Annotated in this window: 21 protein-coding genes; 6 read left to right on the forward strand and 15 right to left on the reverse strand. The window is 48.0% G+C overall.

The window, feature by feature from the left end; all coding sequences use genetic code 11:
* Positions 1 to 114: 114 nt before the first annotated feature.
* The 5 genes from Q4488_RS11175 to folX form a co-directional block, all read right to left on the reverse strand.
* On the reverse strand, positions 115 to 522 hold the full coding sequence (locus tag Q4488_RS11175) for an OsmC family protein (RefSeq protein WP_303580555.1): 408 nt from the start codon (positions 520 to 522) through the stop codon (positions 115 to 117).
* Positions 523 to 549: 27 nt separating this feature from the next.
* Positions 550 to 1362: an indole-3-glycerol phosphate synthase TrpC gene (gene trpC, locus Q4488_RS11180; RefSeq protein WP_303580556.1), complete on the reverse strand. Its 813-nt coding sequence runs from the start codon at positions 1360 to 1362 to the stop codon at positions 550 to 552.
* A gap of 7 nt (positions 1363 to 1369) precedes the next feature.
* A complete protein-coding gene (gene trpD / locus Q4488_RS11185) occupies positions 1370 to 2404 on the reverse strand; it encodes an anthranilate phosphoribosyltransferase (RefSeq protein ID WP_303580557.1) in 1035 nt (344 codons plus the stop codon).
* 10 nt (positions 2405 to 2414) lie between these two features.
* On the reverse strand, positions 2415 to 2996 hold the full coding sequence (locus Q4488_RS11190; RefSeq protein WP_303580558.1) for an aminodeoxychorismate/anthranilate synthase component II: 582 nt from the start codon (positions 2994 to 2996) through the stop codon (positions 2415 to 2417).
* Positions 2997 to 3146: 150 nt separating this feature from the next.
* Positions 3147 to 3539: a dihydroneopterin triphosphate 2'-epimerase gene (folX, locus tag Q4488_RS11195; protein ID WP_303580559.1), complete on the reverse strand. Its 393-nt coding sequence runs from the start codon at positions 3537 to 3539 to the stop codon at positions 3147 to 3149.
* 233 nt (positions 3540 to 3772) lie between these two features.
* Here folX and Q4488_RS11200 point away from each other — a divergent pair, with 233 nt between their 5' ends.
* Positions 3773 to 4372 (forward strand): VF530 family DNA-binding protein, encoded by a 600-nt coding sequence (locus tag Q4488_RS11200; RefSeq protein WP_303580560.1) that lies wholly within the window; start codon positions 3773 to 3775, stop codon positions 4370 to 4372.
* Positions 4373 to 4458: 86 nt separating this feature from the next.
* Here the strand turns inward: Q4488_RS11200 and Q4488_RS11205 are convergent, their stop codons facing one another.
* From Q4488_RS11205 to Q4488_RS11220, 4 genes are all read right to left on the reverse strand, one after another.
* Positions 4459 to 4839 (reverse strand): RidA family protein, encoded by a 381-nt coding sequence (locus Q4488_RS11205; RefSeq protein ID WP_303580561.1) that lies wholly within the window; start codon positions 4837 to 4839, stop codon positions 4459 to 4461.
* Positions 4840 to 4958: 119 nt separating this feature from the next.
* The gene (locus Q4488_RS11210) at positions 4959 to 6479 is read right to left on the reverse strand and encodes a BCCT family transporter (RefSeq protein WP_303580632.1); all 1521 of its coding nucleotides are present in this window, start codon (positions 6477 to 6479) and stop codon (positions 4959 to 4961) included.
* A gap of 187 nt (positions 6480 to 6666) precedes the next feature.
* Positions 6667 to 7653: a dipeptidase gene (locus Q4488_RS11215; RefSeq protein WP_303580633.1), complete on the reverse strand. Its 987-nt coding sequence runs from the start codon at positions 7651 to 7653 to the stop codon at positions 6667 to 6669.
* Positions 7654 to 7701: 48 nt separating this feature from the next.
* A complete protein-coding gene (locus tag Q4488_RS11220) occupies positions 7702 to 9147 on the reverse strand; it encodes an aldehyde dehydrogenase family protein (protein ID WP_303580562.1) in 1446 nt (481 codons plus the stop codon).
* 128 nt (positions 9148 to 9275) lie between these two features.
* On the opposite strand from Q4488_RS11220, the gene Q4488_RS11225 reads away from it, so the two are divergent.
* The 4 genes from Q4488_RS11225 (at position 9276) to Q4488_RS11240 (ending at position 13930) form a co-directional block, all read left to right on the forward strand.
* Positions 9276 to 10172, forward strand: a complete 897-nt coding sequence (locus Q4488_RS11225) for a LysR family transcriptional regulator (protein ID WP_303580563.1) — start codon at positions 9276 to 9278, stop codon at positions 10170 to 10172.
* Between the two features lie 378 nt (positions 10173 to 10550).
* Positions 10551 to 12272, forward strand: a complete 1722-nt coding sequence (locus Q4488_RS11230) for a hypothetical protein (RefSeq protein ID WP_303580564.1) — start codon at positions 10551 to 10553, stop codon at positions 12270 to 12272.
* Positions 12272 to 13021: a DUF3726 domain-containing protein gene (locus tag Q4488_RS11235; RefSeq protein ID WP_303580565.1), complete on the forward strand. Its 750-nt coding sequence runs from the start codon at positions 12272 to 12274 to the stop codon at positions 13019 to 13021. The genes Q4488_RS11230 and Q4488_RS11235 overlap by 1 nt, the downstream gene beginning before the upstream one ends.
* 174 nt (positions 13022 to 13195) lie before the next feature.
* A complete protein-coding gene (locus Q4488_RS11240) occupies positions 13196 to 13930 on the forward strand; it encodes a sulfite exporter TauE/SafE family protein (protein WP_303580566.1) in 735 nt (244 codons plus the stop codon).
* A 20-nt stretch (positions 13931 to 13950) separates the two neighbouring features.
* On the opposite strand, the gene Q4488_RS11245 is transcribed toward Q4488_RS11240, so the two are convergent.
* The 4 genes from Q4488_RS11245 to Q4488_RS11260 all read right to left on the reverse strand — a co-directional run bounded on the left by Q4488_RS11245 (position 13951) and on the right by Q4488_RS11260 (position 18514).
* Positions 13951 to 15039, reverse strand: coding sequence for a type I restriction endonuclease (locus Q4488_RS11245; protein ID WP_303580567.1), 1089 nt, complete (start codon positions 15037 to 15039; stop codon positions 13951 to 13953).
* A gap of 263 nt (positions 15040 to 15302) precedes the next feature.
* Positions 15303 to 16550, reverse strand: a complete 1248-nt coding sequence (locus Q4488_RS11250; protein WP_303580568.1) for a glycine betaine/L-proline ABC transporter ATP-binding protein — start codon at positions 16548 to 16550, stop codon at positions 15303 to 15305.
* On the reverse strand, positions 16543 to 17442 hold the full coding sequence (locus tag Q4488_RS11255; protein ID WP_303580569.1) for a proline/glycine betaine ABC transporter permease: 900 nt from the start codon (positions 17440 to 17442) through the stop codon (positions 16543 to 16545). The genes Q4488_RS11250 and Q4488_RS11255 overlap by 8 nt, the downstream gene beginning before the upstream one ends.
* A gap of 79 nt (positions 17443 to 17521) precedes the next feature.
* A complete protein-coding gene (locus Q4488_RS11260) occupies positions 17522 to 18514 on the reverse strand; it encodes an ABC transporter substrate-binding protein (RefSeq protein ID WP_303580570.1) in 993 nt (330 codons plus the stop codon).
* A gap of 180 nt (positions 18515 to 18694) precedes the next feature.
* On the opposite strand from Q4488_RS11260, the gene Q4488_RS11265 reads away from it, so the two are divergent.
* A complete protein-coding gene (locus Q4488_RS11265) occupies positions 18695 to 19186 on the forward strand; it encodes a MarR family winged helix-turn-helix transcriptional regulator (RefSeq protein WP_303580571.1) in 492 nt (163 codons plus the stop codon).
* Positions 19187 to 19415: 229 nt separating this feature from the next.
* On the opposite strand, the gene Q4488_RS11270 is transcribed toward Q4488_RS11265, so the two are convergent.
* Both Q4488_RS11270 and trpE read right to left on the reverse strand, forming a co-directional pair.
* The gene (locus Q4488_RS11270) at positions 19416 to 20411 is read right to left on the reverse strand and encodes a GTP-binding protein (protein WP_303580572.1); all 996 of its coding nucleotides are present in this window, start codon (positions 20409 to 20411) and stop codon (positions 19416 to 19418) included.
* A gap of 257 nt (positions 20412 to 20668) precedes the next feature.
* Positions 20669 to 22153 (reverse strand): anthranilate synthase component I, encoded by a 1485-nt coding sequence (gene trpE, locus Q4488_RS11275; RefSeq protein WP_303580573.1) that lies wholly within the window; start codon positions 22151 to 22153, stop codon positions 20669 to 20671.
* Positions 22154 to 22629: the final 476 nt, after the last annotated feature.

Consider the following 22629-nt stretch of genomic DNA (forward strand, 5'->3'; position numbering starts at 1 on the left):
CGCTGCACTGGCTTTCGCGTATCTGGCCATTCTAATGGCCGCAGAGAACATAACGGACTTATTCGCACCTTCCCTAACCCTCGGCCTCCCCAAACACAATCAGAACAGCGACGCTTACTCGACTTCAACGATTTCAAAACTGTGAGTAATTTCAACACCGCCTTTTTCCAGCATCAAGGAGGCTGAGCAATACTGTTCTGCCGACAGCTTCACGGCCCGTTCCACTTTTTTCTCATTCAAATCACGGCCAGAGACGATAAACTTAACATGAATCTTAGTGAAAACAGCAGGTACGGCATCGGCACGTTCTGCATCAATTTCCGCGACGCAATCCACCACATCTTGACGAGTTTTCTTCAGAATACCCACTACATCATAAGAGGTGCATCCGCCCAAGCCCAATAGAATCATTTCCATAGGCCGTGGGCCCTGCTTGAGTTCGCCATCTAAGGTGATATCAAACCCAGAACCGGTAGTTCCTTTGAAACGAACATCGCCGTCCCATTTTACTTTTGCTTGCATAATCGCTGTATCTTCTTCAAATCGTTATTATTGAACAAACAGTTCGGCTAACTTAGCGCCTGGATCGTCGGCTCGCATAAAGGTTTCACCCACCAGGAAGCTATCAACATGATGCTCTCGCATCGCCATCACATCGGCACGCGTTTGAATGCCGCTCTCGGTCACCACAATGCGATCCTCTGGAATCATATCCAACAGATCAAAGGTATGATCGAGTGAAACTTCAAAACTGTGTAGGTCGCGATTATTGATTCCCACTAAACGGTTGCCTAACGGCAGAGAACGCTCTAACTCTTGCTGATTATGCACTTCGATCAGCACATCCATGCCTAGCTCGGCGGCTAGGGCGTTCAGATCGGCCATCTGCTGATCTTGCAACGCGGCAACAATCAGCAAAATACAATCCGCCCCTATGGCACGCGCTTCATAGACCTGATAAGGGTCGACAATAAAGTCTTTACGGATCACCGGTAATGCACACGCCGCGCGCGCTTCCATCAAGTAAGCTTCACTGCCCTGAAAAAAGTCGGCATCGGTCAATACTGACAAACAACTGGCACCGCCCGCCTGATATGAACGGGCAATCTCTGCTGGCACAAAAGGATCACGAATAACGCCCTTAGATGGGCTCGCTTTCTTCACTTCCGCAATAATCGCAGAGCGACCAGCCGCCAGCGTATTTGCGAGACTCGAGGCAAAACCACGCGGATCAAACGCACTGCCCTGCTGCTTTTCAATCGTTGCTTTTAACTCATCAAGACTGACCTTCGCGGCGCGTTCTGCCACTTCTTCATGTTTACGAGCAATGATTTTTTTTAATATGGTGGGTGTATCTGTCATCGTTAACTCAACCATTCAATGACTGACTAAAATCAGCCAACTGTTGCATTTTTTTCAGTGCGGCGCCCGACTCAATCGCCGCCAGTGCTTGTGCTACACCCGCTTTATGGCTATCTGCCTGACCACTCAAGTAAATGGCCGCACCAGCATTCAGCGCAATCATCGCCGCGGCTTTCTTCGCCACGCTATCATCATTTCCAGCAAACGTTTTACGAATCAGCGCTAACGACTCTGCAGGACTATCGACCTCTAAACCGATCAAACTTCGACTTTCAATGCCAAGATCTTCAGGTGAGACGCGGTATTCCGAAATGCTTCCGTGTTTCAATTCGGCCACATAGCTATGAGTTGCGAGGCTAATCTCATCCAAGCCATCCTCGGCATGCACCACCATGATGTGCTCGCCACCGAGTTGCTGCATCACCTCGGCCATCGGTCGACAGAGTGTCTTGCTAAAGACACCAATCACCAAGCGTTGTGCGCCCGCCGGATTGGTCATCGGCCCAAGAATATTAAATAATGTTCGCGTCGCTAAGGCTCGACGGGCACCGATGGCATGTTTCATCGCACCATGAAAGCCCGGCGCGAACATAAAGCCTACACCTACTTCATCGATACAGCGCGCCACCGCATCAGCACTCAGCTCTAGGCTAATGCCCGCTTGTTCAAGCAGGTCGGCACTACCACTACTAGAAGAGACGCCTCGGTTACCGTGTTTAGCGACATTCACGCCACAAGCCGCCGCTACAAATGCACTCGCCGATGACACATTAAACAAATTGGCGCCATCGCCACCGGTGCCAACGATATCAACCAACGGCGCGGCCGTCGCCTTCACCGGCGTCGCCAACTCACGCATCACCTGCGCGGCGCCAGTGATCTCATCGATCGACTCACTCTTCATCCGTAGAGCAATGAGAAAACCGGCAATCTGTGATTCGGAACATTCACCCGTCATCACTTGACGCATAACGTCAACCATTTCATCACGGCTCAGATCGATATGCTCGACCACCCGCGCCAGCGCTTGTTTGATATCCATTGTGACCTTGTTATCCTCGGTTCAAAAAGTTTTGCAACAAATCATGGCCTTGCTGAGTCAAGATCGATTCTGGGTGAAATTGTACCCCTTCGAGATCCAACTCTTTATGCCGAACCCCCATGATCTCATCCACAGAGCCGTCTTCGTTCTGAGTCCAGGCTGTTATTTCAAGACAATCGGGTAGCGTGTTTTTATCGATCACCAACGAATGATAGCGCGTCACAGAAACCGGATTTTCCAACCCTTTAAAGACCCCAGTATTATGGTGATAAACGGGCGATACTTTACCGTGCATCACCTGACGGGCACGCACCACATCACCACCAAAGGCTTGACCCATACTCTGATGGCCCAAACAGATACCGAAAATAGGCAGTTTACCGGCAAAGTATTTAATCGCCGCAACGGAGATACCCGCTTCATTCGGGGTACAGGGGCCTGGAGAGATGACCAATTGATCAGGCTTAAGCGCCTCAATCTGTTCTAGGGTAATTTCATCATTACGATACACCTGAACATCAGCGCCTAACTCACCCAGATATTGCACGACATTGTAAGTAAACGAGTCGTAGTTATCGATCATTAGCAACATATTTCAGCCAAACCTATTGAATCAAAACATTTAATAGAGCCGAATATATTACCTTAACTGCTATCAGGATTATAGATAAACAAGACGCTATCTCGAAGGCTATAGCTCTGAACTATCGATACAAGCGATCAATGAGTCGCCGCCCTATGTCTATCGATTTAATTCGCCTGAAGACTCACAGCAGTGCTTTTCCAACGTCAGCGACACTGAATCAGCAAACCGTAGCGCATGAGGCTTATCAATGGTCACACTGGCGAAGGTCACCCACGGGTGAGCCGTGGCTATTTCCAACACATCACCGACCAGCTTTTCTAGTAATAAAAAGTGCCCCTCTTCCACATGCTGAATAATATCTTTACAGACCACTTTATAGTTGAGCGCTCTTTCAACATCATCACTGATCGCCGCTTTGGCCGCAGGGTAATGAATCTCGATATTGATGACGACATCTTGTAGCTTTTCGCGCTCCTCTGGATTAAAACCAATATAGGTGCGTAATCGCAGGTTTTTGATACGGATAATGGCGTTGCTCACAGATGGCATAGGAATCCCTTGCAATTATTTTTATCGTTGCACCTTCTCAGTTTAACAGAACGATATCAAGACAACAGATGGCAATATGACGGATAGACACACTCGGATATCACTGTTATCTCTTCAGTGCCTCACTCATGATGATGGATCATAGGGACACCGAACCATCCACCACTCGGTGCAGGGGTCTAAATTCAGTTGCAATCACGGCTTTACACTAGGTTGTCTGGACGGCGACAGGTATGATGCCCATACTTAACCCTATTCAGCACACTTACAGGCAGCGATTGCCGGGCATCATTATGACAGACGAGATCAACTACCAAAATAACCCACTACACGGTCTCGGCTTAAAAGAGTTATTAACTCAGATAGTCGATCATTATGGGTTTGAGATTCTTTACGCTTACCTCAACATCAATTGCTTCAAGACCAACCCCAGTATTGAATCCAGCATTAAGTTTCTCAAGAAAACCGATTGGGCACGGGAAAAGGTTGAGTTGTTCTATCTCTATAAATTCAAAAATCTGCCACGCGTCTCATCTGAACAGTTTGATCTATCACCTAGAGATCGCATCATTCCTGAAGGTCAAACACCTCGGCAACCGGCAGAGCTGAGCCTCGAAGATGCCGAACGGATGCGTGAAAAACAAGCCCTCAAAGCAGCCGAGCATAATAAAACTAAAAGCTACCGCACTAGCCGTTCTCAGGGTAAGCAGGGCTATTCGAGTAAAGAGGAAAATGCGCGGGATAAACAACGCAGGAAACCTTCGAGACCCGCATCGGCCTCCTCTGAATCCGTAACCGATAACGATGATCCCTGGGCCAAATGGCGTAAATAAAAAAACAGCATCAACAAAGCTACAACTTAAAAAACCGCCATAAGGCGGTTTTTAAGACATATCACAAGTTCAAAGCAACGTTCTATTCAAAGACTAGGCACCGCCGCATAGGCAACGATTTCACACAGCATCTCTTCCCGCGCGAGCCCCGCAACCACCATTGCGGCACGATTTGGATAAGGTGCAGTGAAATAATCTGCATACACTCGATTAAAGGCCGGTAACAAATCGCGATCAGTCACATATATCAGTACTTGGGTTACATCATCCATCGTCAGCTCAGCCGCTTCAATGGTGTGTTTAAAGTTGTCCATCGTTTGGCGTGCTTGAGCTTCAATCCCGCCGTCCACCACTTGCCCTTGCGCATTGATCGGAATCTGCGCGGTGGATAATTGACCATTGGCAATAACAGCCCACTCAAGCGGTGCTTTCGAGGCAAACAGATCTGTTTTTACAGCGTGTTTCATAGCAATTCACTTTTAAATATATAAATAAAGCCGGTGCCTCACATAATGTTTGCCCGGCGATATTGATCGCTCAGGCAAACCTTCTGTTTGGCCCTCCTAAACGGTGGATATCAACCGCATTACAAGCCTTGCTCGTCCGCCATCTTGCGGGCAATTTGTGGTGCCGTCCAAAGCGAGGGCAACAGAACAAGTGACACTGGCACGGCGGTAATAACGATAAATGACTGCAGTGCCGAGATACCACCGGAGCCTATCGAGACTAATAAAGCGGCCACAACCCCCATCATGACACCCCAGAATACGCGCACCGAACTCTGCGGATGATCTGTACCGGTCATCACCATCGAGACGGCATAGGTCATTGAGTCACCGGTGGTGGCCACAAAAATAGTGGTTAACACCAGAAACAGCACCGAGATCATAAAGCCCATGGGTAACTGATCGGTAATCGCCAGCAGCGCCGCCGGTAGGTTAAAGCCGGTGAAAGGCTCAGAGATCACCCCTGGATTGGCCAGTTCATAGGCTAGCCCACTGCCGCCAACAATGGTGAACCAGAAGCAAGTGATAATCGGTGCCACAACCGAGATCAACAGGATCATTTCACGAATCGTGCGTCCCTTAGAGATCCGCGCGACAAACATCGCCATCAATGGGCCGTAACCTAAAAACCAACCCCAGAAGAATACCGTCCACCAATCCAACCAGCCGGTATCAGCCCGAAACGTCGCCATTGGAAGAAACTGATTCAGGTAGATACCGAAAGACTGCAAATAGCCGTCGATAATAAAAGCGGTCGGACCAAACAGTAAAATAAAGGCCATCAGAATCACGGCAAGAATCACGTTCGCTCGGCTCAGTATTTGAATCCCCTTAGTCACCCCCGTGACCGCCGAGAGCGTATAGATGCAGATTAAGGCCACTAGGATCATCACCTGAGTGGTATAAGTGTCAGGAATACCAAACAGCTTCTCTAAACCGAAGCTAACCTGTAACCCCAGAAAGCCGATAGGTCCAACGGTGCCAGCCACGACGGCTAGCACACAACTGGAATCAACAAGCGCACCAAAAGGGCCGGTCATTACCTTATCGCCAAACACCGGATAGAGCAGTGTGCGCGGTTTTAACGGCAACCCTTTTTCATAATGCAGATACATATACACAATGCCGGTTAGGCTGCCAAGAATCGCCCATGCAAGGAATCCCCAGTGCATAAAACTCTGTGCTAAGGCATTATAAGCCGCACCAACCGTGCCCGTTTCAGTCGCCGCAAACAGCGGTGGAGGCGAGGTAAAATGTGCCATTGGCTCGGCGGCGGCCCAAAACACACCACCACCCGCTAAGAGCGTACACATAATCACCGAAATCCACTGAAATCGTGGCATTTCTGGGGTTTTAACGCCGCCTAAAACCACCGAGCCCGTCCGCCCTATCGTCAACATCAGGCCGATGACGAAGGTGAGCAGTAACAGCACCTGCCAATAAGCGCCAAAATATTGAGTCGATATCGCAAACCCCGTATTGACCCAACCACTCATCATGTCTATGTCGTACAACGCTAGTGCCACAAACAGCACCAACACACCACCACTGATCAAAAATACCGGCAGATCAACACCGGCCAATAATTTTTTACCAGCCATCTCTGTCTCATCATTCAAAACCTGCTGTCCGGTAACAACAGCTTGCGTTGCGTTAGTCATAGTCGTCTCCTGACGGATCTTTATATTTCTTAATTATCAGGTAAATCTATGATTCAGACAGGACGATCAGCTGGCTGAATCATAAACAGCTTTAAACTATCTATACGGTTTTTCTCTACTGCTCAGGTTATTGAGGCTTAAGCCCTTCATCCAAAAAGTTAAGCCAGTTAAGCCCCATAATCTTGCCCACTTCCGTAGCGCTAAACCCTCGTGCCAACAGCCCCTGAGTCAGATTCGGGAAATCCCGACTATCACGGAACCAGGACAACGGCTTAGGCCAATCCGCATTGGCTTTTGAGCCTTCGCCATAATCCATCGCCTTCGACCAGCGGCCATTTCGCATCCATTCCAACACAGATAAAGGCTGTGCCTGACACAGATCGGTGCCGATGCCAATATGATCAATCCCCATCATATCGGCGGTGCTCGCGACCATGTCGCAGAATTCATTGAGGCTGCAATCCGGCCCATTGTTTAGGTGGAACGGATAAAGACTAAAGCCCAACAGCCCTCCCGACTCCGCTAGTGCTTTCAGCACCTGATCGGATTTGTTGCGTTTAGCCGCATGAAAACTCGAAGGGTTGGCATGGGAGATCACGATGGGCCGTTCAGAAATCTCGATCGCATCCAGCGTGCTGCGTTCGCCACTGTGACTCATATCGACAATCATGCCGACCCGATTCATCTCTTTAATCGCCTGCCGGCCAAACCGTGTGACACCACTGTCGTGCGCTTCATAGCAACCACAAGCCAACAAACTCTGATTGTTATAGGTCAACTGCATAATCATCAGGTTCAGCTCACGCATCACCTCAACCATGCCGATATCATCTTCAATCGGTGAGCAGTTTTGTGCGCCAAACATGACGCCCACCTTACCTAACTGTTTCGCTAAGCGGATATCGGCAGCGCTTCTCACCGGCATAATCAGATCGCTGTTCATCTCAAAATGACGATTCCACTCAGCGATTCGTAGCAGGGTTTCACGAATCTGCTCGTGATACACAATGGTTGCATGGACCATCGTCACACCACCATCGCGCAGCTGCTCGAAGATATCCCGACTCCAGTTGGAATACTGTAAGCCATCAACCACAATCAGGTCGTTATGCAGCGCCATATGTGCCGGCTGTGTTTGTAAATTGTGCATCATTCGCCTCCGTTAACCACGGATATAGGTAGTTTTAACAACGGTATAAAACTCTTTAGCATAACTACCCTGCTCACGCGGGCCAAAGCTAGAGTCTTTGCGGCCACCAAAAGGCACATGATAATCGGTGCCTGCGGTTGGCAGATTCACCATCACACAGCCGGTTTTGGCATTGCGCTTAAAGTGTGTCGCGTATTTCAGTGATTCGGTACAGATACCGCCGGTCAAACCGAAGTTAGTATCATTCAGGGTCGCCAAGGCTTCGTCATAATCCTTCACTTTGATAATGCAGCCGATAGGCGCGAACGCTTCTTCACGGTTAATCGTCATCTGATTTGTGGTTTCGGTGAATAGCGCCGGTTGCATGTAGTAACCATCGGTCTCTTCTGTCAGCACTTCACCGCCATAAACCAACTGCCCGCCTTCTTGTTTAGCGATGGCTAGATAGTTGAGGTTTTGTTCCATCTGCCGAGCATCAGCGACGGCACCAATATGAACACCGGCTTTCAGCGGATGACCAACCACCAGTTGCTTCATCCGTTCGACCATGGCAGCCACAAAACGATCGTGAATACCTTCAGTCACAATCAAACGAGAAGACGCCGTACACTTCTGACCCGTGCCACCAAACGCACCACCAACGGCACACTCAACCGCATTGTCGAGATCCGCATCATCGAGCACCACCAGCGCATTCTTGCTGCCCATCTCTAGTTGACACTTAACCAGATTAACCGCCGTTGCCGCCGCCACCTTACGCCCGGTTTCCAATGAGCCGGTAAAGGTCAGCGCGTTAATTCCACGGGAGTTAATCAAGGTATCACCGACCTCAGCACCCGGCCCCATCACAAGGTTAAAAGTACCAGCAGGTAGTCCCTGACGGGAGATAATCTCTGTCAGCGCCCACGCCGATGCAGGCACCTGATTAGCGGGTTTCCAAACTACCGCATTACCAAAGGCTAAAGCAGGCGCAATCTTCCACGCACCGGTCGCCGTCGGGAAATTCCACGGAGTGATAATACCGACCACACCCACGGGTTCGCGACGGGTTTCAATCTCAATGCCTGGGCGAACAGAATCCGCCGTTTCACCCATCTGGCGTAACACTTCAGCGGCATAGTAATGGAAGAACTGCCCCGAACGATAAGTTTCACCGACACCTTCTGCCAGCGTTTTACCCTCTTCGCGGGCCAGCAACTCACCCAGTTCATCTTTACGGGCGATCAACTCATCACCAATCGCCATGAGCACAGAATAACGCTGCTCTAAGCCACTCTTTTGCCATTCAAGCTGGCCAACCGCAGCCGCTGCAATCGCCGCGTCTGTCTGAGCCTTATCAGCCTGAGCGTATAAACCAATAACATCAGAGGTATCGGCGGGGCTAACATTAGCGACATGACCGTTGTTACCCTCTACCCACTCACCTGCAATGTAATTACGAAAAATTGAATCAGACATATTGACCTCCTGAATGTTGATAGATCCATCATAGATTTTGTGATTCAATAAGAATAATTAATAAATAATATTCGCTGATAAGGTTTTCTTATTTAGATATTTCCCTCATCACATGGCTGGAGTCGACGATGCTACCGGAACTGAAGATTACTCAACTACGTCATTTTGTCTGGGTGGCCGAACTTAAAGGCTTTCATGCCGCCGCAGAAAAAGCGCACCGTACTCAACCCGCTATCTCGCTATCGGTTCGCGATCTCGAAAATAAGTTAAGTGAATCGCTATTTGAAAAACGCAATGCGAAAACTGCCAAGACCGAGCTAACCCCCTTTGGTAAATACTTTCTGCCTAAAGCCAAAGAACTGATTGAGCATCACGATCGCATTGCCGAAGACATGACCCTACTGGCCGAACATAAAACCGGTCACCTGCGGCTCGCATCGGTGCCATCGATTGCCAGTCAGGTCTTGCCTGAACTGCTATTCGAATTTGTTAACGATACGCCCGACTTACATATCAGCTTTTTCGATGACAACTCCTCAGCGGTCTATCGCATGGTGGAGAATCAACAGGTCGACTTCGGCATTGCTCACCTATTTCACGAAGAGGAACACAGTGATAAAACCTTTATCCCGATCTGGGAAGATCAGATCGGCGTCGTTTGCCCTATCCATCATCCTCTGGCCAAATATAAAGAGCTGCACTGGCAAGAACTGTGTAACCACCGGTTGATCGGTAATGGTACATCGCGTTTATTTGAAGGCAGTGAGGCGGAGCCTTTGATTCATAATTCACAGTTCTACGTCTCTAGCATGATCTCACTCATCGCTATGCTAGAAGCCGGGTTTGGTGTCACCACCCTGCCCCGTTATGCCGTCCCTAAAGACAGTCAAACCCTGTGTTTTATACCTCTGAGTGCTCCCGTGGTCGTACGTCGAATCGGGATCGTCAAATTGACGAATAAATCACTGACACCCCCAGCACAGGCTCTCGTCGACTTTATTCTCGCCAGCAACCATGTGGTGTGAATCAGCAGCGACAAAAACATTGTCTGCGTGAGTGGCCCTGCAGCAACGTAATCCATAGAAAAAATAATAGTTTGATGTATTTGATAAGTTTTGCTTATTAAACGATATAACCTTCTGATTTGTATGTTATCCCCGATATAGCCCATGATTACCCCTAACCGAACAGGACACTCAAAATGGCTTTCAAATAAAGCCATCAGATGAGACGACAACATCGATAAGTACCGCCTTGTCGTTTAGCTCCCTGTTCCGCTGCGGGTTGCAACGAGATGCTAGCCCGCTGTTGAGCGAACAGAGCAAACACTGTTTAAGGTTTTGGACACATCGATAGGTTTAATGATAAAAAACGATGTGCGGCTATTTAAGAGGATAATAACAATGACCATGCCCGCTGCTATACAGGCTGCTCTACGAGGGGAAAACGCACTGCCATTGCGTCCCGCTGATCAGGTGATGAACTTAGAAAGGCTCGGCGCTCTGCATCAGAGTCGGCTAAGTTTTATGCGTACCTTGGTGCGACGTATTATGCGCGAGCGCTGGCAGATCAGCGCCAGCCACTTTGAGCTCGATAAACAGGGTTACGGCACCGTTATTTACAGCATCAAAACCCCTCATAAATGCTATAGCTTTGTGCTGTTTTCCGATTATCTCTCTGCCGAAGACCGCAATGATCGAGTGATTGCCACTCAATGGGATCTAACCATGGCGCTGGTCGAAGGGGAAATAGACGATCTATATCTAGCTAAACTGCGCCAGAATGTACCTAAACAGGAAGCGGGTCGTGTCGACGCCCGCGTATTTGTCCTCTCCCGCGCCAACCGCAGTGCCCGTAATTTCGACTATGTTGTCGATCAGCTCGCCAGCGGTGAACAGCCTGACATCGCTCAGATTGCCCGAGTAGGCTATCTGTATCGCACCACCGCCGTCTACGGTAGTGGCAAACTCGGCATGGCCGATTGGGAAAAGGTAGCCTCTCGCCATGCGGATTTTGCCCGTCCATTCGCCGCCGAAATGTTTGTTTGTCTGATGCTACGTAACTTCAGCCTTCAACAAGCCGAGCATATCGCGCGTCATCGCAGCCCCGACACATATACGCCGATGCAAACCGATATTAAGCGTTTCTTCGGTATCGGCAACTCCACCGGCTTAGGTATGGCGCCCTACCTAATCAATCATCCGTTACTGATCAATCAGTGGATAGAGATGCGAGAGCTGGCATTAGCTCGCATCCGCGTACTGGGCAATATCAATCAGCGAGTGCTGCAGCAGTTTCCACAATTACTACAACGCTGCACCGCCCATACACAACAGACCGTTACCGAAGATGCCTGGCAAAGCGAAAACAATCGTTTAGTGCTGCAAGATTTACAAGCCATTGAGACTCATTGTGCTCAGGGTATCGAAAGCTGGGATAACCTGCTGCATTGGAGCGAAGCCAACTGCTCACTACAGGGGCAAGAGATGCTGATATCTGTACTGTTAGAGCTCTATCCAGAACTGGTGGATGATCTCGAAGAACACTACACAGCAGAAGAGTTTCTCGACCTTGATCCCGTGATGCCGGTACAGCAGTTAAAACAGGTGATTGAACAGCGTTATCAGTGGGCACTCAAACTCGATTTTGCCGCCGAAGGGGCAAAAGACACTTTCTGGTATCGTTCCGAAGAGAAAATGGAGCCTCGTTTAGGCGATGTCCGCGAAGATGACGGCAAAGATAAGCAGATGGCGTTAGGTGTCGGTTATGCGGTGCGTAAATGCTATGACCAGCTGTGCGACTATATAACCGAGCATCCACAACACTCTACCGCCCGCTTTATGGTTGCACAGCCCAAGCTACGTGGCATCGTGCGCCGTATTCAAAGTATGAATCGCTGCCTTTACGGTGATATTCAGGCCAACCTACTGGATCGCGAGATTATGCCCATGCATCTATTGCGCGCCAAACTCGCCTGCTTTGGTGTCGGAAAATTTGATCCACGCTCTAAGTTGTGGGTCCGTAATACGATGTTCCAAGGTGCGCCACTACTGGAAGATATTGGCAAAACATTTAATGACGACTGGTTTATGCCTCTGGCTCCCGGCGCACAAGGAGCATGCTAATGCATATTTCAATGACAGAATTGAAAGCGGCGCTACGGCGCTGCTTTGAAGCCACGGCTTACTATGTTGGCAATTATGAAGATGCCGCCAATATGATTCTTTGGTTGGAAAAACATGGCCTGGATGGTCTTAAAGAGTTACAAAGTGCACTGCCCTATATTCGTGACGATAGTGATAAACCACTCAGTACCGTAATCTATGAAGACAGTACCGCCGCCGTTATCGATAGCCATAACCGTAGCGCCTTGAACTGTATCGCCGCCTCCGTCGATCTTGCCCATGCCAAAGCACTGGAAAACGGTATCGCAACCGTTACCGTGCATAACTGTCATAACCGTATATTTATTCTCAAGGCACTCACCGATTGTGGTCGCCGAGGGATTAGCGTCACCGCTTATTGGCAGAATGGCAGTCAAACGATTACCGAACATACCGCCGCTATCAAAGCCGGCGAACGTTACCCGAGTTACAGTGAAGCGGAGACAAACTTAGCAACACAGATCGATGACAAACAAGCGCTTACGATTATTTGTAGTTCACGGGTCAATCTAGCCTCATCACTGCAACAGTCACAGGGCAACCGTAAAGCCCGGCATATAAGCGCAGAGCAGATCCGCTTAAATAAAGAGCAAAGCGTAGATGACGGTATCGCTATCGATACCGAACTCTGGGCTGAGATTAATCGTATTGGCGATGGTATCTTAGTTGCCAATACCGAACGCTCTCGTCAAGGTGCTGGCGGTCGTTAAACGATATGCCGCACCACACAGTCAGTTTGACCTAACGGATTTAACATCCGCTAGATCAACCCCATGCCCCAACCATTGACTGCACCTCTCTGGCTGGGGCATTTTTAATCTAGAGATACCCCTTCGTCTTATCCACAGGCATACTGTCTCCTCACTCGTGAATAGCTGAAAACCATGTTATATACCCTGCCGGAACTACTGGCCGTTTTAATCGTCACCTGCGGCATAGCCCTGCAAACGGTCGTGGGCATCGGCTATGGGCTACTGGCTGCGCCATTACTTTATCTACTCAACCCCGCTTATGTCCCCGGCCCAGTCTTATTAGTCGGCTTTGGTTTGGCCTTGATGATGGTCATACGAGAACGCAGTGCCTTGCGCTGGCGACGAGTCATGCCAGCCTCCATCGCGCGAATCCCCGGTGCTTGGTGCGGCGCAGCACTATTAATCGCCCTGCCTCAATATGCGCTCAGCCTTTTCTTCGGTTTTTCTGTACTCACCGCCGTGAGTCTTAGCCTCTGGCACTTCAAGATTTCAGCCACCCCGATCAACCTGATCATCGGCGGCTTCTTTTCCGGTGTGGGAGGCACCGCCACCTCCGTAGGCGGGCCACCGATCGCACTGGTCTATCAGCAGCAGGATAGAATTACCGCGCGCAGCGAAATCGCCGCCTTTTTCCTGATCGGCACGCCCATATCGCTGTTAATGCTGATCTATAAAGGCAGCCTCGACTGGCACAGTGCTCAGCTGAGTTTAAAAATAGTGCCGGGACTGTTTCTCGGTTTCTTTTTAGCCCGAAAAATTGATGGCAAGTTATCCACAACCTCTGCAAAGCCGATGTTATTAGCTGTTTCCGGCGCCTCTGCGCTGTTAGTCAGTATTAAAGGCCTACTCGATTGGCTGGCGCTCTAACCCGCTTAAATTTTCCAGCCTTAATCCAAATAGGACGTAGCTGTGCTTTTGAGTGCATCTGCAAAACCGAAAATCTCATCGAGCTCATTGATTGGGTGCCTTGTTTCCTTTTTATCATGGTCCAGTATGCCAATGTATTTCTGAGTACGGTTAAAATGTAGCCTACAGATAGGCTTACGATTATTATCATCCAGCAAAACACCAAAATATGACTGCGTATCTCTTGCAGCTATCCTTGATACCTCAATCACTTCTCTAACAATAGCCTTAACCATATTATAAGCATCAATTTCTTCCTCAGTCGTGACGATGTTTCGATCAGGGTCAGCAGCAACGACATTACTAACAGCCTCACTTAATTGCTCTTCCTCGGGTTCTTCTGACTTTGCATTGGACCCGTCAAGTGCGCTTTTTAATCTTTCATTAACTTTATCGTTAACATACTGAAGCAACGCCTTTCTGGTTAGCTCAGTAAATTGTTCACGCACTTTCTGAGTAATCATCCCTTCATACACCCTAGAAGCAAAAAACTTTACAAGATCATCTTCAGGCTGCTTCATTTGAGTCGCAATGACTTTTTTAATTTGGCTCAGATACTTCAGTTCTCCAGCTGCATCAATAACGGAATCGACATCAAAAGACTGTTTCGTCAACTTTTCTAACTCAGGCAGAACATGATCATCAATATCTGACACGTCCAACTCTAAAAAAGGCTTTTCATCCATTTTGTTGGGTGCATCTAAATCAGTATAAAACTGGTAATCTTTACCATTAGTCAGAATAGCTATTCTGGCATTTGTGACAGAAAAATATCGATAAAGCTGTGATGCATGTTTAAGTGATAAAGCTTCACCACTTTTTTTACACTCGATTAGGATCTGTACTACACCATTTTTGACTATTGCATAATCGACCTTTTCACCTTTTTTTGTCCCGGTATCTGCTGTAAATTCCGGGATAACTTCATTAGGATCGAAAACGTCATAACCTAGAACTTGACTTAAAAAAGGCATAACTAAAGCATTTTTAGTTGCTTCTTCTGTCTGTAGGTTCTGCGCGTAAGAGGTGATTTTTTTCGCTATTGATAACAAACCATTGCTCAGTTCCATTATACTTTCCTTAGATTTGAGACTCATTTCCATATGGCCACTACATCCTCGACCCATTTAGTACAAAATATACTCGTCTAAAGCTAGGTGCAACATTCAGCCTTTCAGATGCAGTAAAATTGGCACAATTCTATCCCCTAACCAAGTATCTATTCAAAACATAAGCCCTGCATCAACGTACTAAATAGCCGACTTAAAACAAAAAAAAGGCCGATGCATACTGCATCGGCCTTTTTAAAATCACCTGACTCACCTTCAACCGCTTAGTTCGATTTTGGCTCTGCTGGTTTTTCTTCTGTCACCTTATCATCATTACCCAAGACTTCGGCCAAGGTACTACGGGATAAACGCCCCGTTATTTTGCCATCATCATCAATAACCGGTAATGAGTATTGTGAATTGAGTGTATCGGGAATAACCGTTTCTAATACCGCATCCTGTGAAATGGCCTCAAGATCTTCATATTGAAGCGAATCCAGATCGGCTTTCTTATCATCGTCAAAAGCGGCCTGTAGCGTTTCTTCTGTCAGAACCCCTTGGTAGCCATCTTCGTTGACATAATAACCATAGTCTTCCTTAAAGCCCTTCATCTGCTTCAAGGCATCTTCGATGGTACTGGCAGTGATACGATAAGCCGGATCTTTCATAACCGTCTCAACCGTCAATGCACGTGCCCGGTTAACATCCCGCACGAAGGCTTCGACATAATCATTGGCAGGATTGAGCAGAATATCTTCAGGCTCACCCTGCTGTACCATTTCACCATCTTTCAAGATAGCGATACGGTCACCGATACGCAGTGCTTCATCGAGATCGTGGGTGATGAAGATAATGGTTTTATGTAGTTTTTCCTGCAGTTCAATCAACTGATCCTGCATCTCTGAACGAATCAGGGGATCGAGTGCTGAAAACGCTTCGTCCATCAACAGAATTTCAGCATCGGTACACAGTGCTCGGGCCAAGCCGACCCGTTGCTGCTGACCACCTGACAACTGCGCCGGGTACTGATCTTCATAACCGGCCAAACCGACCGTCGCTAACCACTCAACGGCTTTTGCCTTGCTTTCACTCTTACTGACACCCTGAATAGAGAGACCATAAGCAACATTATCAACCACTGATTTATGCGGTAGTAAGCCAAAGCGCTGAAACACCATCGACATTTTGTGTCGGCGGAACTGTTCTAACTCTTTAGGCCCAAGCTTCATCACATCGGTGCCTTCGACCTCAATCACCCCTTCGGTAGGGTCGATCAGACGGTTGAAGTGACGAATCAAAGTCGACTTGCCGGAGCCCGACAGGCCCATGATGACGAAAATCTCGCCTTTATTGATCGTCAGATTAATATCTTTCAGGCCTAATGTGTGCCCAGTCTCCGCCAGAATTTCATCCTTGCTTTTACCTTCATGCACCAATGGCATATATTTCTTGGGATTATTCCCGAAGAGTTTATACAGCCCTTCGATCTTAATCAGCGTTGTCGCGGCGCTGTTGTTATCCGATTCAACCATTATCCATTCCCCCTAGATGTCGCTGACTACGCTTGGCATATGCCTGTGAGACTCGGTCAAAAATAATTGCCAGTGCCACAATCGCTAAGCCGTTTAATAGTCCTAAGGTAAAATACTGATTGGTGATCGATTTCAAGACTGGCTGACCTAAGCCTTTCACACCGATCATCGAAGCGATAACCACCATCGATAGCGCCATCATAATCGTCTGATTAATACCGGCCATAATCGTTGGCATCGCTAAGGGTAGCTGCACCCCCATTAATCGCTGCATCGAATTCGCACCATAGGCCGTGGCGGCTTCCAAGACATCCTTATCCACCAGCCGGATACCCAGATTGGTTAAGCGAATAACCGGTGGAATCGCATAAATAATAACCGCAATTACGCCCGGAATTTTACCAATCCCCAACAACATCACCACCGGTATCAGATACACGAATGCCGGCATCGTCTGCATGATATCGAGTAACGGCGTGACCACCGACTGAACCCGATCGGAGCGCGCCATGGCAATGCCTATGGGCACCCCTAGGGCAATGGCCATGAAGGTACAAACGAGAATAATACTCATGGTACGCATGGTATTATCCCACATACCGAAATAGCCAATCATAAAGAATGATATGACCACCCCCAAGCTCAGCTTCCATGAACGGCTTGAAAGGTAGGCCAGGCCCGCCACAATGGCAATTACCAACCACCACGGCGTTGCTAATAGTAACTTTTCAAACCAAACCAAAAATGTCAGCAAAGGGTCAAAAAAACCTTCAATCATCTCACCGTATTCACGGGAAAAATCACGATACGCGGTATCCAGATATTTCCGAATATCCCTAAGATCCCCTCTGCTTAGTTGGGGTATCTCACTCAACCAGCTTGCATCAGCCATAAATAACCTCTTTTAGAAACAACACTGCCCGATTACTGTGGGCAATCAGGCAGTGATTTTTAGCATTTAAGCGCAATGATTATTGCAATGCTTGCTTAACTTTTTCAGCCACATCGGCCGAAACCCAAGGTGTCCAAAGGTCTTCGTGTTCCAGCAAGAAGTACTCAGCCGCCACTTCACCATCAGCCTGATTATCTTCCATCCAAGCTAGCAGATTGTTTAACTGATTATTGGTCAGAGAGCGCTTAGACACATAGTCATAAGCCGCAGGGGAACGCGTAGCAAACTCTTCAGTGGTTACCGTTTGCACCGCCGAAGGCGGATACATAGTGACTTTAGGGTTTTCACACTCATTCGATGAAGTACAGTTAACAAACTCATCTTTATCAACGCCCGAACCAAAGTCGATTTTCACCATTTTGTACTTACCTAACACCGCAGTTGGTGCCCAGTAATAGCCCAACCACGCTTCTTCACGGGCAAACGCTTTGGCGATAGAGCCTGACAGGCCTGCACCTGAACCGGGATCGATCAATTCAAAACCAGCATCAGCCATATTTAACGCTTTAAACAAATTACCGGAACTGATCTGACAGTTCCAACCCGCAGGACAGCCATAAAAAGCATACTTACTATCATCTTCTGGGTGTTCGAACAGTGCGGCGTGCTTTTTAACACCCTCAATGGTCGTTAACTCTGGGTATTGTTTAACCAGATATTCTGGCACCCAAAAACCTTCTTCACCACCATCGGAGAGTGAATTACCGGCATAGCGTAGACGTTTTTCAGCGACACCTTTATCCAATGCTTCACGCATCGAGTTACTCCACATCTCTGGAGCAATATCCGGCTCACCTTTTTCAATCATTGAGGTGCCCGTTGGCATCGTATCCCCTGGGACCAGTTCAGCATCACAGCCATAACCGTGTTGCAAAATAAACTTATCCACATTGGCGATCAGTGTTGCAGAGCTCCAGTTCATATCGGCAATGGTAACTGTTCCGCACTCGTCTGCTGCGTGGGCCTGAGTAGCAGCCAACAGCATTGCAGATGCAGCGATCAATTTTTTCATGATGTCTCCATGATATTTGAGCTAATATAGTTTGATGTTGATTATATTAGACTTCTAATAATTAGAACTCAAACTATTTTTCTGTTTAAATAATCAAATCCCTGCCATATTCGATGTATGGCAAACCTTCTGAGCTATACATGGGCTCAGTTTTTATGTGTTAAGAGGTCTTTAGAGACAATGACTGATAAGCTTCCTTGCTGGCAGGATGTTTTGATTGAGCTAAGAAAGATTAACCGGGCAACCGATCTACAATCAAAACGCGTTGTGAAGGCCTGTGGTTTGACGATTCCACAGGTGATGGTGCTTCAAGCGATCAAAGATTTAGGGGATGTTACCGTCAAAAAGATATCCGATAATGTCTCATTAAGTCAGGCGACGGTGAGTACCATTATGAATCGCCTCGAAGAACGACAGTTAGTCCAACGACTGCGAAGTCATACCGATCGCCGCATCGTTAATGCCCGACTGACTCCCGCTGGGGAAGGGATTTTTCTCACGGTGCCAACCCTATTACACGAGTCGTTTATCAACCGCTTCGAGCATCTAACGGCCGCAGAACAGCAACATATTCTGGATGCATTAAAACAGATTTCCGGCATGATGGATGCTGAAGCGTATGATGCCGACTCACTGTTGGCCTTGAGTGAGGCCAAACATGAATACAACTGATCTATCCCTAGTCACAGCCACAGCAATCACCTTGGCAAAGTAGCAACGTAACGCTAAATCCCGTGAGCAGCCGTCGTTTAAGCGCACACGGGAGAAAACTAAATTTCGTATTACTAAGTACTAAGCTTTGTAAACCTAAACGTTATACACAGAAAGAAGCTTCATAAGCTTAGGCTTCGAAAACCTACGCTGCATCAATTTAAGCCTCATACATCGCAACGATGATCGACTAGGCGGTATAGCGAACCGCCATCGCCAACAGTTGCGGCTCTAATTCGGCCCATGCAGCAGTATCCCTACCAATCACTTCAATGCGACTATCCATCACTTCGTCTAACGCCTGTACCTTCAAGACGTCGTCGGCCTGATTAAAAGCGAAAACCCCCTCATCGGTAATAAACACCGCTTTCAAGCGTTCCGACTCAATTCCCATTAACAGCGACTCTAAATCGGCATAGCGAAACTCAAACTCAGGACTAAAGACCCAGCCACTACTATAATAGCCCTCTCCCTGATTATCTTTACGCAGGTAACCACTCTCGGGTAACACGTCATCTGCCGGATAAGTATCATGATGGTGATGTGACGACGCTGATGGCTGATCAGCATGATGTTTAGAGGCCCCATCAAGCCACTGTAGATCAAGCGCACCATTGATACTGCTGATGACCGAGGCTTTATTTCCAAGTGATGAAAGGTAATCCGTTAACTGCTGCACTTCATCGCTACGATACAGATCCTCTTTGTGTGCAACGACTAAATCGGCCACCTGAAGTTGTTGATTAAACGTGTCATGTTCAGTGTAACGAGGATCGACAAGCTTGCGCGCATCCACCAGCGTTATCACCGTACGTAGATCCAATACCTCGCGATAATGAGGCTGCTGCAACACCCGAATCACCTCCAGCGGGTGTCCCAGTCCAGTCGGTTCGATCAGGATACGGTCAGGCTTAGCCTGACGAATCAACTGACTGAGCGCAACCTGCATCGGAATGCCGGCGGCGCAACACATACAACCACCGGGCACCTCTTTCATAAACACACCGGTTGCCTGTTGCTCATTCGCCAACAAGCCGGCATCGATGCCTATTTCGCCAAACTCATTGACTAATACGGCCCAACGCTCATTCACTGGTTTATGTTTTAATAAGTACTGAATAACGGTAGTTTTACCCACACCGAGAAAACCGGTAATAACGTTGGTTGGTATCTGTGTATACATCATCGGACTCTACAAATTTATTTGTTATAAGATAACAAACAATTCAGTGGCAGCATAACGCTTATACCCCTCACTCAAGCAGATCAGCGAGATATTCAGTGGTATCAATTTAGCTCGACAGCATCCATCATGACGATGACAATCAGCAGTCGTGATCGCTTGCGGCCCATCGTCTGCTAATCAAGCAGAAAAAAGACAATACTCGTCTCTACAGTCATAAAAAAACCTCCCGAAGGAGGTTTTCTCAAACACAATATGCCTCAGAGATTATCTAACCCTTGCTCCACCATCGCCACGGCTTTAAAGATCGCTCGACCTTTGTTCATAGTTTCATCCCATTCGGAATCAGGCACTGAATCCGCCACAATACCGGCACCCGCCTGTATATGCAGTTCACCGTCCTTAATCACCGCGGTACGAATAGCGATAGCCGTATCCATATTGCCATTCCAGGAAAGGTAACCCACGGCACCACCGTAAATGCCGCGCTTGACCGGCTCTAGTTCATCGATGATTTCCATCGCTCGTACTTTAGCTGCACCACTCAGAGTGCCCGCCGGTAGGGTTGCCCGCAACACATCCATCACCGACACGTCTGGCTTTAAATGACCAATCACATTCGAAACAATATGCATCACATGGGAATAACGCTCAACCGTCATCTGAGCGGTTAGCTCCACTCGACCTACTTCCGAAACCCTGCCAACATCATTACGACCCAGATCAATCAACATCAGGTGTTCCGCCAGCTCTTTAGGATCAGCCAATAGATCTTTTTCTAGGGCCTGATCTTCCGCCTCGGTTTCCCCTCGTGGACGGGTGCCCGCAATCGGGCGCACCGTCACTACGCGGTCTTCAACACGGGCTAAAATCTCCGGCGAAGAACCCACGACATGGTGATCACCTAAATGCAGTACATACATATAAGGGGAGGGATTAAGGCAGCGTAGCGCACGATAAAGATCCAGCGGATTACTGGTAAAAGGAATCGTCATTCGCTGCGATATCACCGTCTGCATCACATCCCCAGAGAGGATATATTCCTTAATGCGATCGACGGCATCTTTAAACTGCTGCTCACCAAAACTCGATTTGAACTCTGCTTCTGTCACCTCTCGACGTTCGGCTGACCGCGTTTCTTTATGGGGCACAGAAAAACGTAACCGAGTGACTAACTCATCCAAACGTAGCTGCGCTTGTCCCAGCGCATCCTCATTGGCAGGATCGGCATGACTCACCAAAATGAGTTTGCCGCTAAGATTATCAAACACCACCACTTCATCGGACACCATCAAGAGAATATCCGGTGTGCCAATCACATCATCGGGAACACTCTCAGCGAGACGTTTTTCCACATAGCGAACACTATCGTAGCCAAAATAACCGACTAGCCCCCCATTAAAACGCGGTAGATCCGGCAACTCGGCGGCACGATAACGCGCCTTAAACTGCTCGACAAAAGCCAGTGGATCTTCCACCTCGGCCTGCTCAACGATCTCACCGTCGGTTTCAACGCGAACACTGTGACCAAAGACTTTTAAAACGGTCCGGCTCGGTAAGCCTATAATGGAATAACGTCCCCACTTTTCACCGCCTTCTACGGATTCCAGCAAATACGTGTAGGGCTGATTCGCCAATTTCATATAGGTCGATAGCGGTGTATCCAAATCGGCTAATACTTCGCGCACCACAGGAATACGATTGAAATTCTGAGCCGCTAGCTCAGCAAATTGTTCAGGAGTCATGGTCTGTTCTCATAACGGCTCTGCGATTGATAACGCAGAGTTTTGAAGTCTATTTCGAGTGAATCAATTATGTCTTCACCCAATGCAATAACTGATAAGCAGGGCTCAGTTACGCCATCGCCAGCGATCCCCAACGTAGTGGGCACACCATTTTATATTCAGCGGGGATAACAAATCTGACACAGTAATTCCAAACAACCTTTAATTCAGAGATCCAACCTTATAGCAGCCCTCTGTTTGAATCAACCAAGTCGGTAATACCTAGAGCGTTTTTTTAAATATCAGACAAAAAAAACCCGGCCTTGGGCGCCGGGTAAAATAGTTGGATGAGAGTCCATTTACTGAAGACTGGAGAGTCTTACACTTACTTTCATAACAGCCTAACGTTGTAACAACTTAACACTCTTTACTAACAACCTTTACTAACAACCTTTACTAACAGCTCGGTCTACATGAATCTGAGGGGGAACCCGAGA

This window comes from Amphritea sp. 1_MG-2023 (assembly GCF_030547545.1).
Taxonomy (GTDB): domain Bacteria; phylum Pseudomonadota; class Gammaproteobacteria; order Pseudomonadales; family Balneatricaceae; genus Amphritea.

What these genes read in the sequence shown, in the direction of transcription:
- trpE (WP_303580573.1), bottom strand. Translation starts at nt 22,153, where the DNA reads ATGACTCCTGAACAATTTGCTGAGCTAGCGGCTCAGAATTTCAATCGT.
- folX (WP_303580559.1), bottom strand. Translation starts at nt 3,539, where the DNA reads ATGCCATCTGTGAGCAACGCCATTATCCGTATCAAAAACCTGCGATTA.
- Q4488_RS11245 (WP_303580567.1), bottom strand. Translation starts at nt 15,039, where the DNA reads ATGGAACTGAGCAATGGTTTGTTATCAATAGCGAAAAAAATCACCTCT.
- Q4488_RS11200 (WP_303580560.1), top strand. Translation starts at nt 3,773, where the DNA reads ATGATGCCCATACTTAACCCTATTCAGCACACTTACAGGCAGCGATTG.
- Q4488_RS11260 (WP_303580570.1), bottom strand. Translation starts at nt 18,514, where the DNA reads ATGAAAAAATTGATCGCTGCATCTGCAATGCTGTTGGCTGCTACTCAG.
- trpC (WP_303580556.1), bottom strand. Translation starts at nt 1,362, where the DNA reads ATGACAGATACACCCACCATATTAAAAAAAATCATTGCTCGTAAACAT.
- Q4488_RS11175 (WP_303580555.1), bottom strand. Translation starts at nt 522, where the DNA reads ATGCAAGCAAAAGTAAAATGGGACGGCGATGTTCGTTTCAAAGGAACT.
- Q4488_RS11190 (WP_303580558.1), bottom strand. Translation starts at nt 2,996, where the DNA reads ATGTTGCTAATGATCGATAACTACGACTCGTTTACTTACAATGTCGTG.
- Q4488_RS11230 (WP_303580564.1), top strand. Translation starts at nt 10,551, where the DNA reads ATGACCATGCCCGCTGCTATACAGGCTGCTCTACGAGGGGAAAACGCA.
- Q4488_RS11235 (WP_303580565.1), top strand. Translation starts at nt 12,272, where the DNA reads ATGCATATTTCAATGACAGAATTGAAAGCGGCGCTACGGCGCTGCTTT.
- Q4488_RS11265 (WP_303580571.1), top strand. Translation starts at nt 18,695, where the DNA reads ATGACTGATAAGCTTCCTTGCTGGCAGGATGTTTTGATTGAGCTAAGA.
- Q4488_RS11255 (WP_303580569.1), bottom strand. Translation starts at nt 17,442, where the DNA reads ATGGCTGATGCAAGCTGGTTGAGTGAGATACCCCAACTAAGCAGAGGG.
- trpD (WP_303580557.1), bottom strand. Translation starts at nt 2,404, where the DNA reads ATGGATATCAAACAAGCGCTGGCGCGGGTGGTCGAGCATATCGATCTG.
- Q4488_RS11210 (WP_303580632.1), bottom strand. Translation starts at nt 6,479, where the DNA reads ATGGCTGGTAAAAAATTATTGGCCGGTGTTGATCTGCCGGTATTTTTG.
- Q4488_RS11250 (WP_303580568.1), bottom strand. Translation starts at nt 16,550, where the DNA reads ATGGTTGAATCGGATAACAACAGCGCCGCGACAACGCTGATTAAGATC.
- Q4488_RS11240 (WP_303580566.1), top strand. Translation starts at nt 13,196, where the DNA reads ATGTTATATACCCTGCCGGAACTACTGGCCGTTTTAATCGTCACCTGC.
- Q4488_RS11225 (WP_303580563.1), top strand. Translation starts at nt 9,276, where the DNA reads ATGCTACCGGAACTGAAGATTACTCAACTACGTCATTTTGTCTGGGTG.
- Q4488_RS11270 (WP_303580572.1), bottom strand. Translation starts at nt 20,411, where the DNA reads ATGATGTATACACAGATACCAACCAACGTTATTACCGGTTTTCTCGGT.
- Q4488_RS11220 (WP_303580562.1), bottom strand. Translation starts at nt 9,147, where the DNA reads ATGTCTGATTCAATTTTTCGTAATTACATTGCAGGTGAGTGGGTAGAG.
- Q4488_RS11205 (WP_303580561.1), bottom strand. Translation starts at nt 4,839, where the DNA reads ATGAAACACGCTGTAAAAACAGATCTGTTTGCCTCGAAAGCACCGCTT.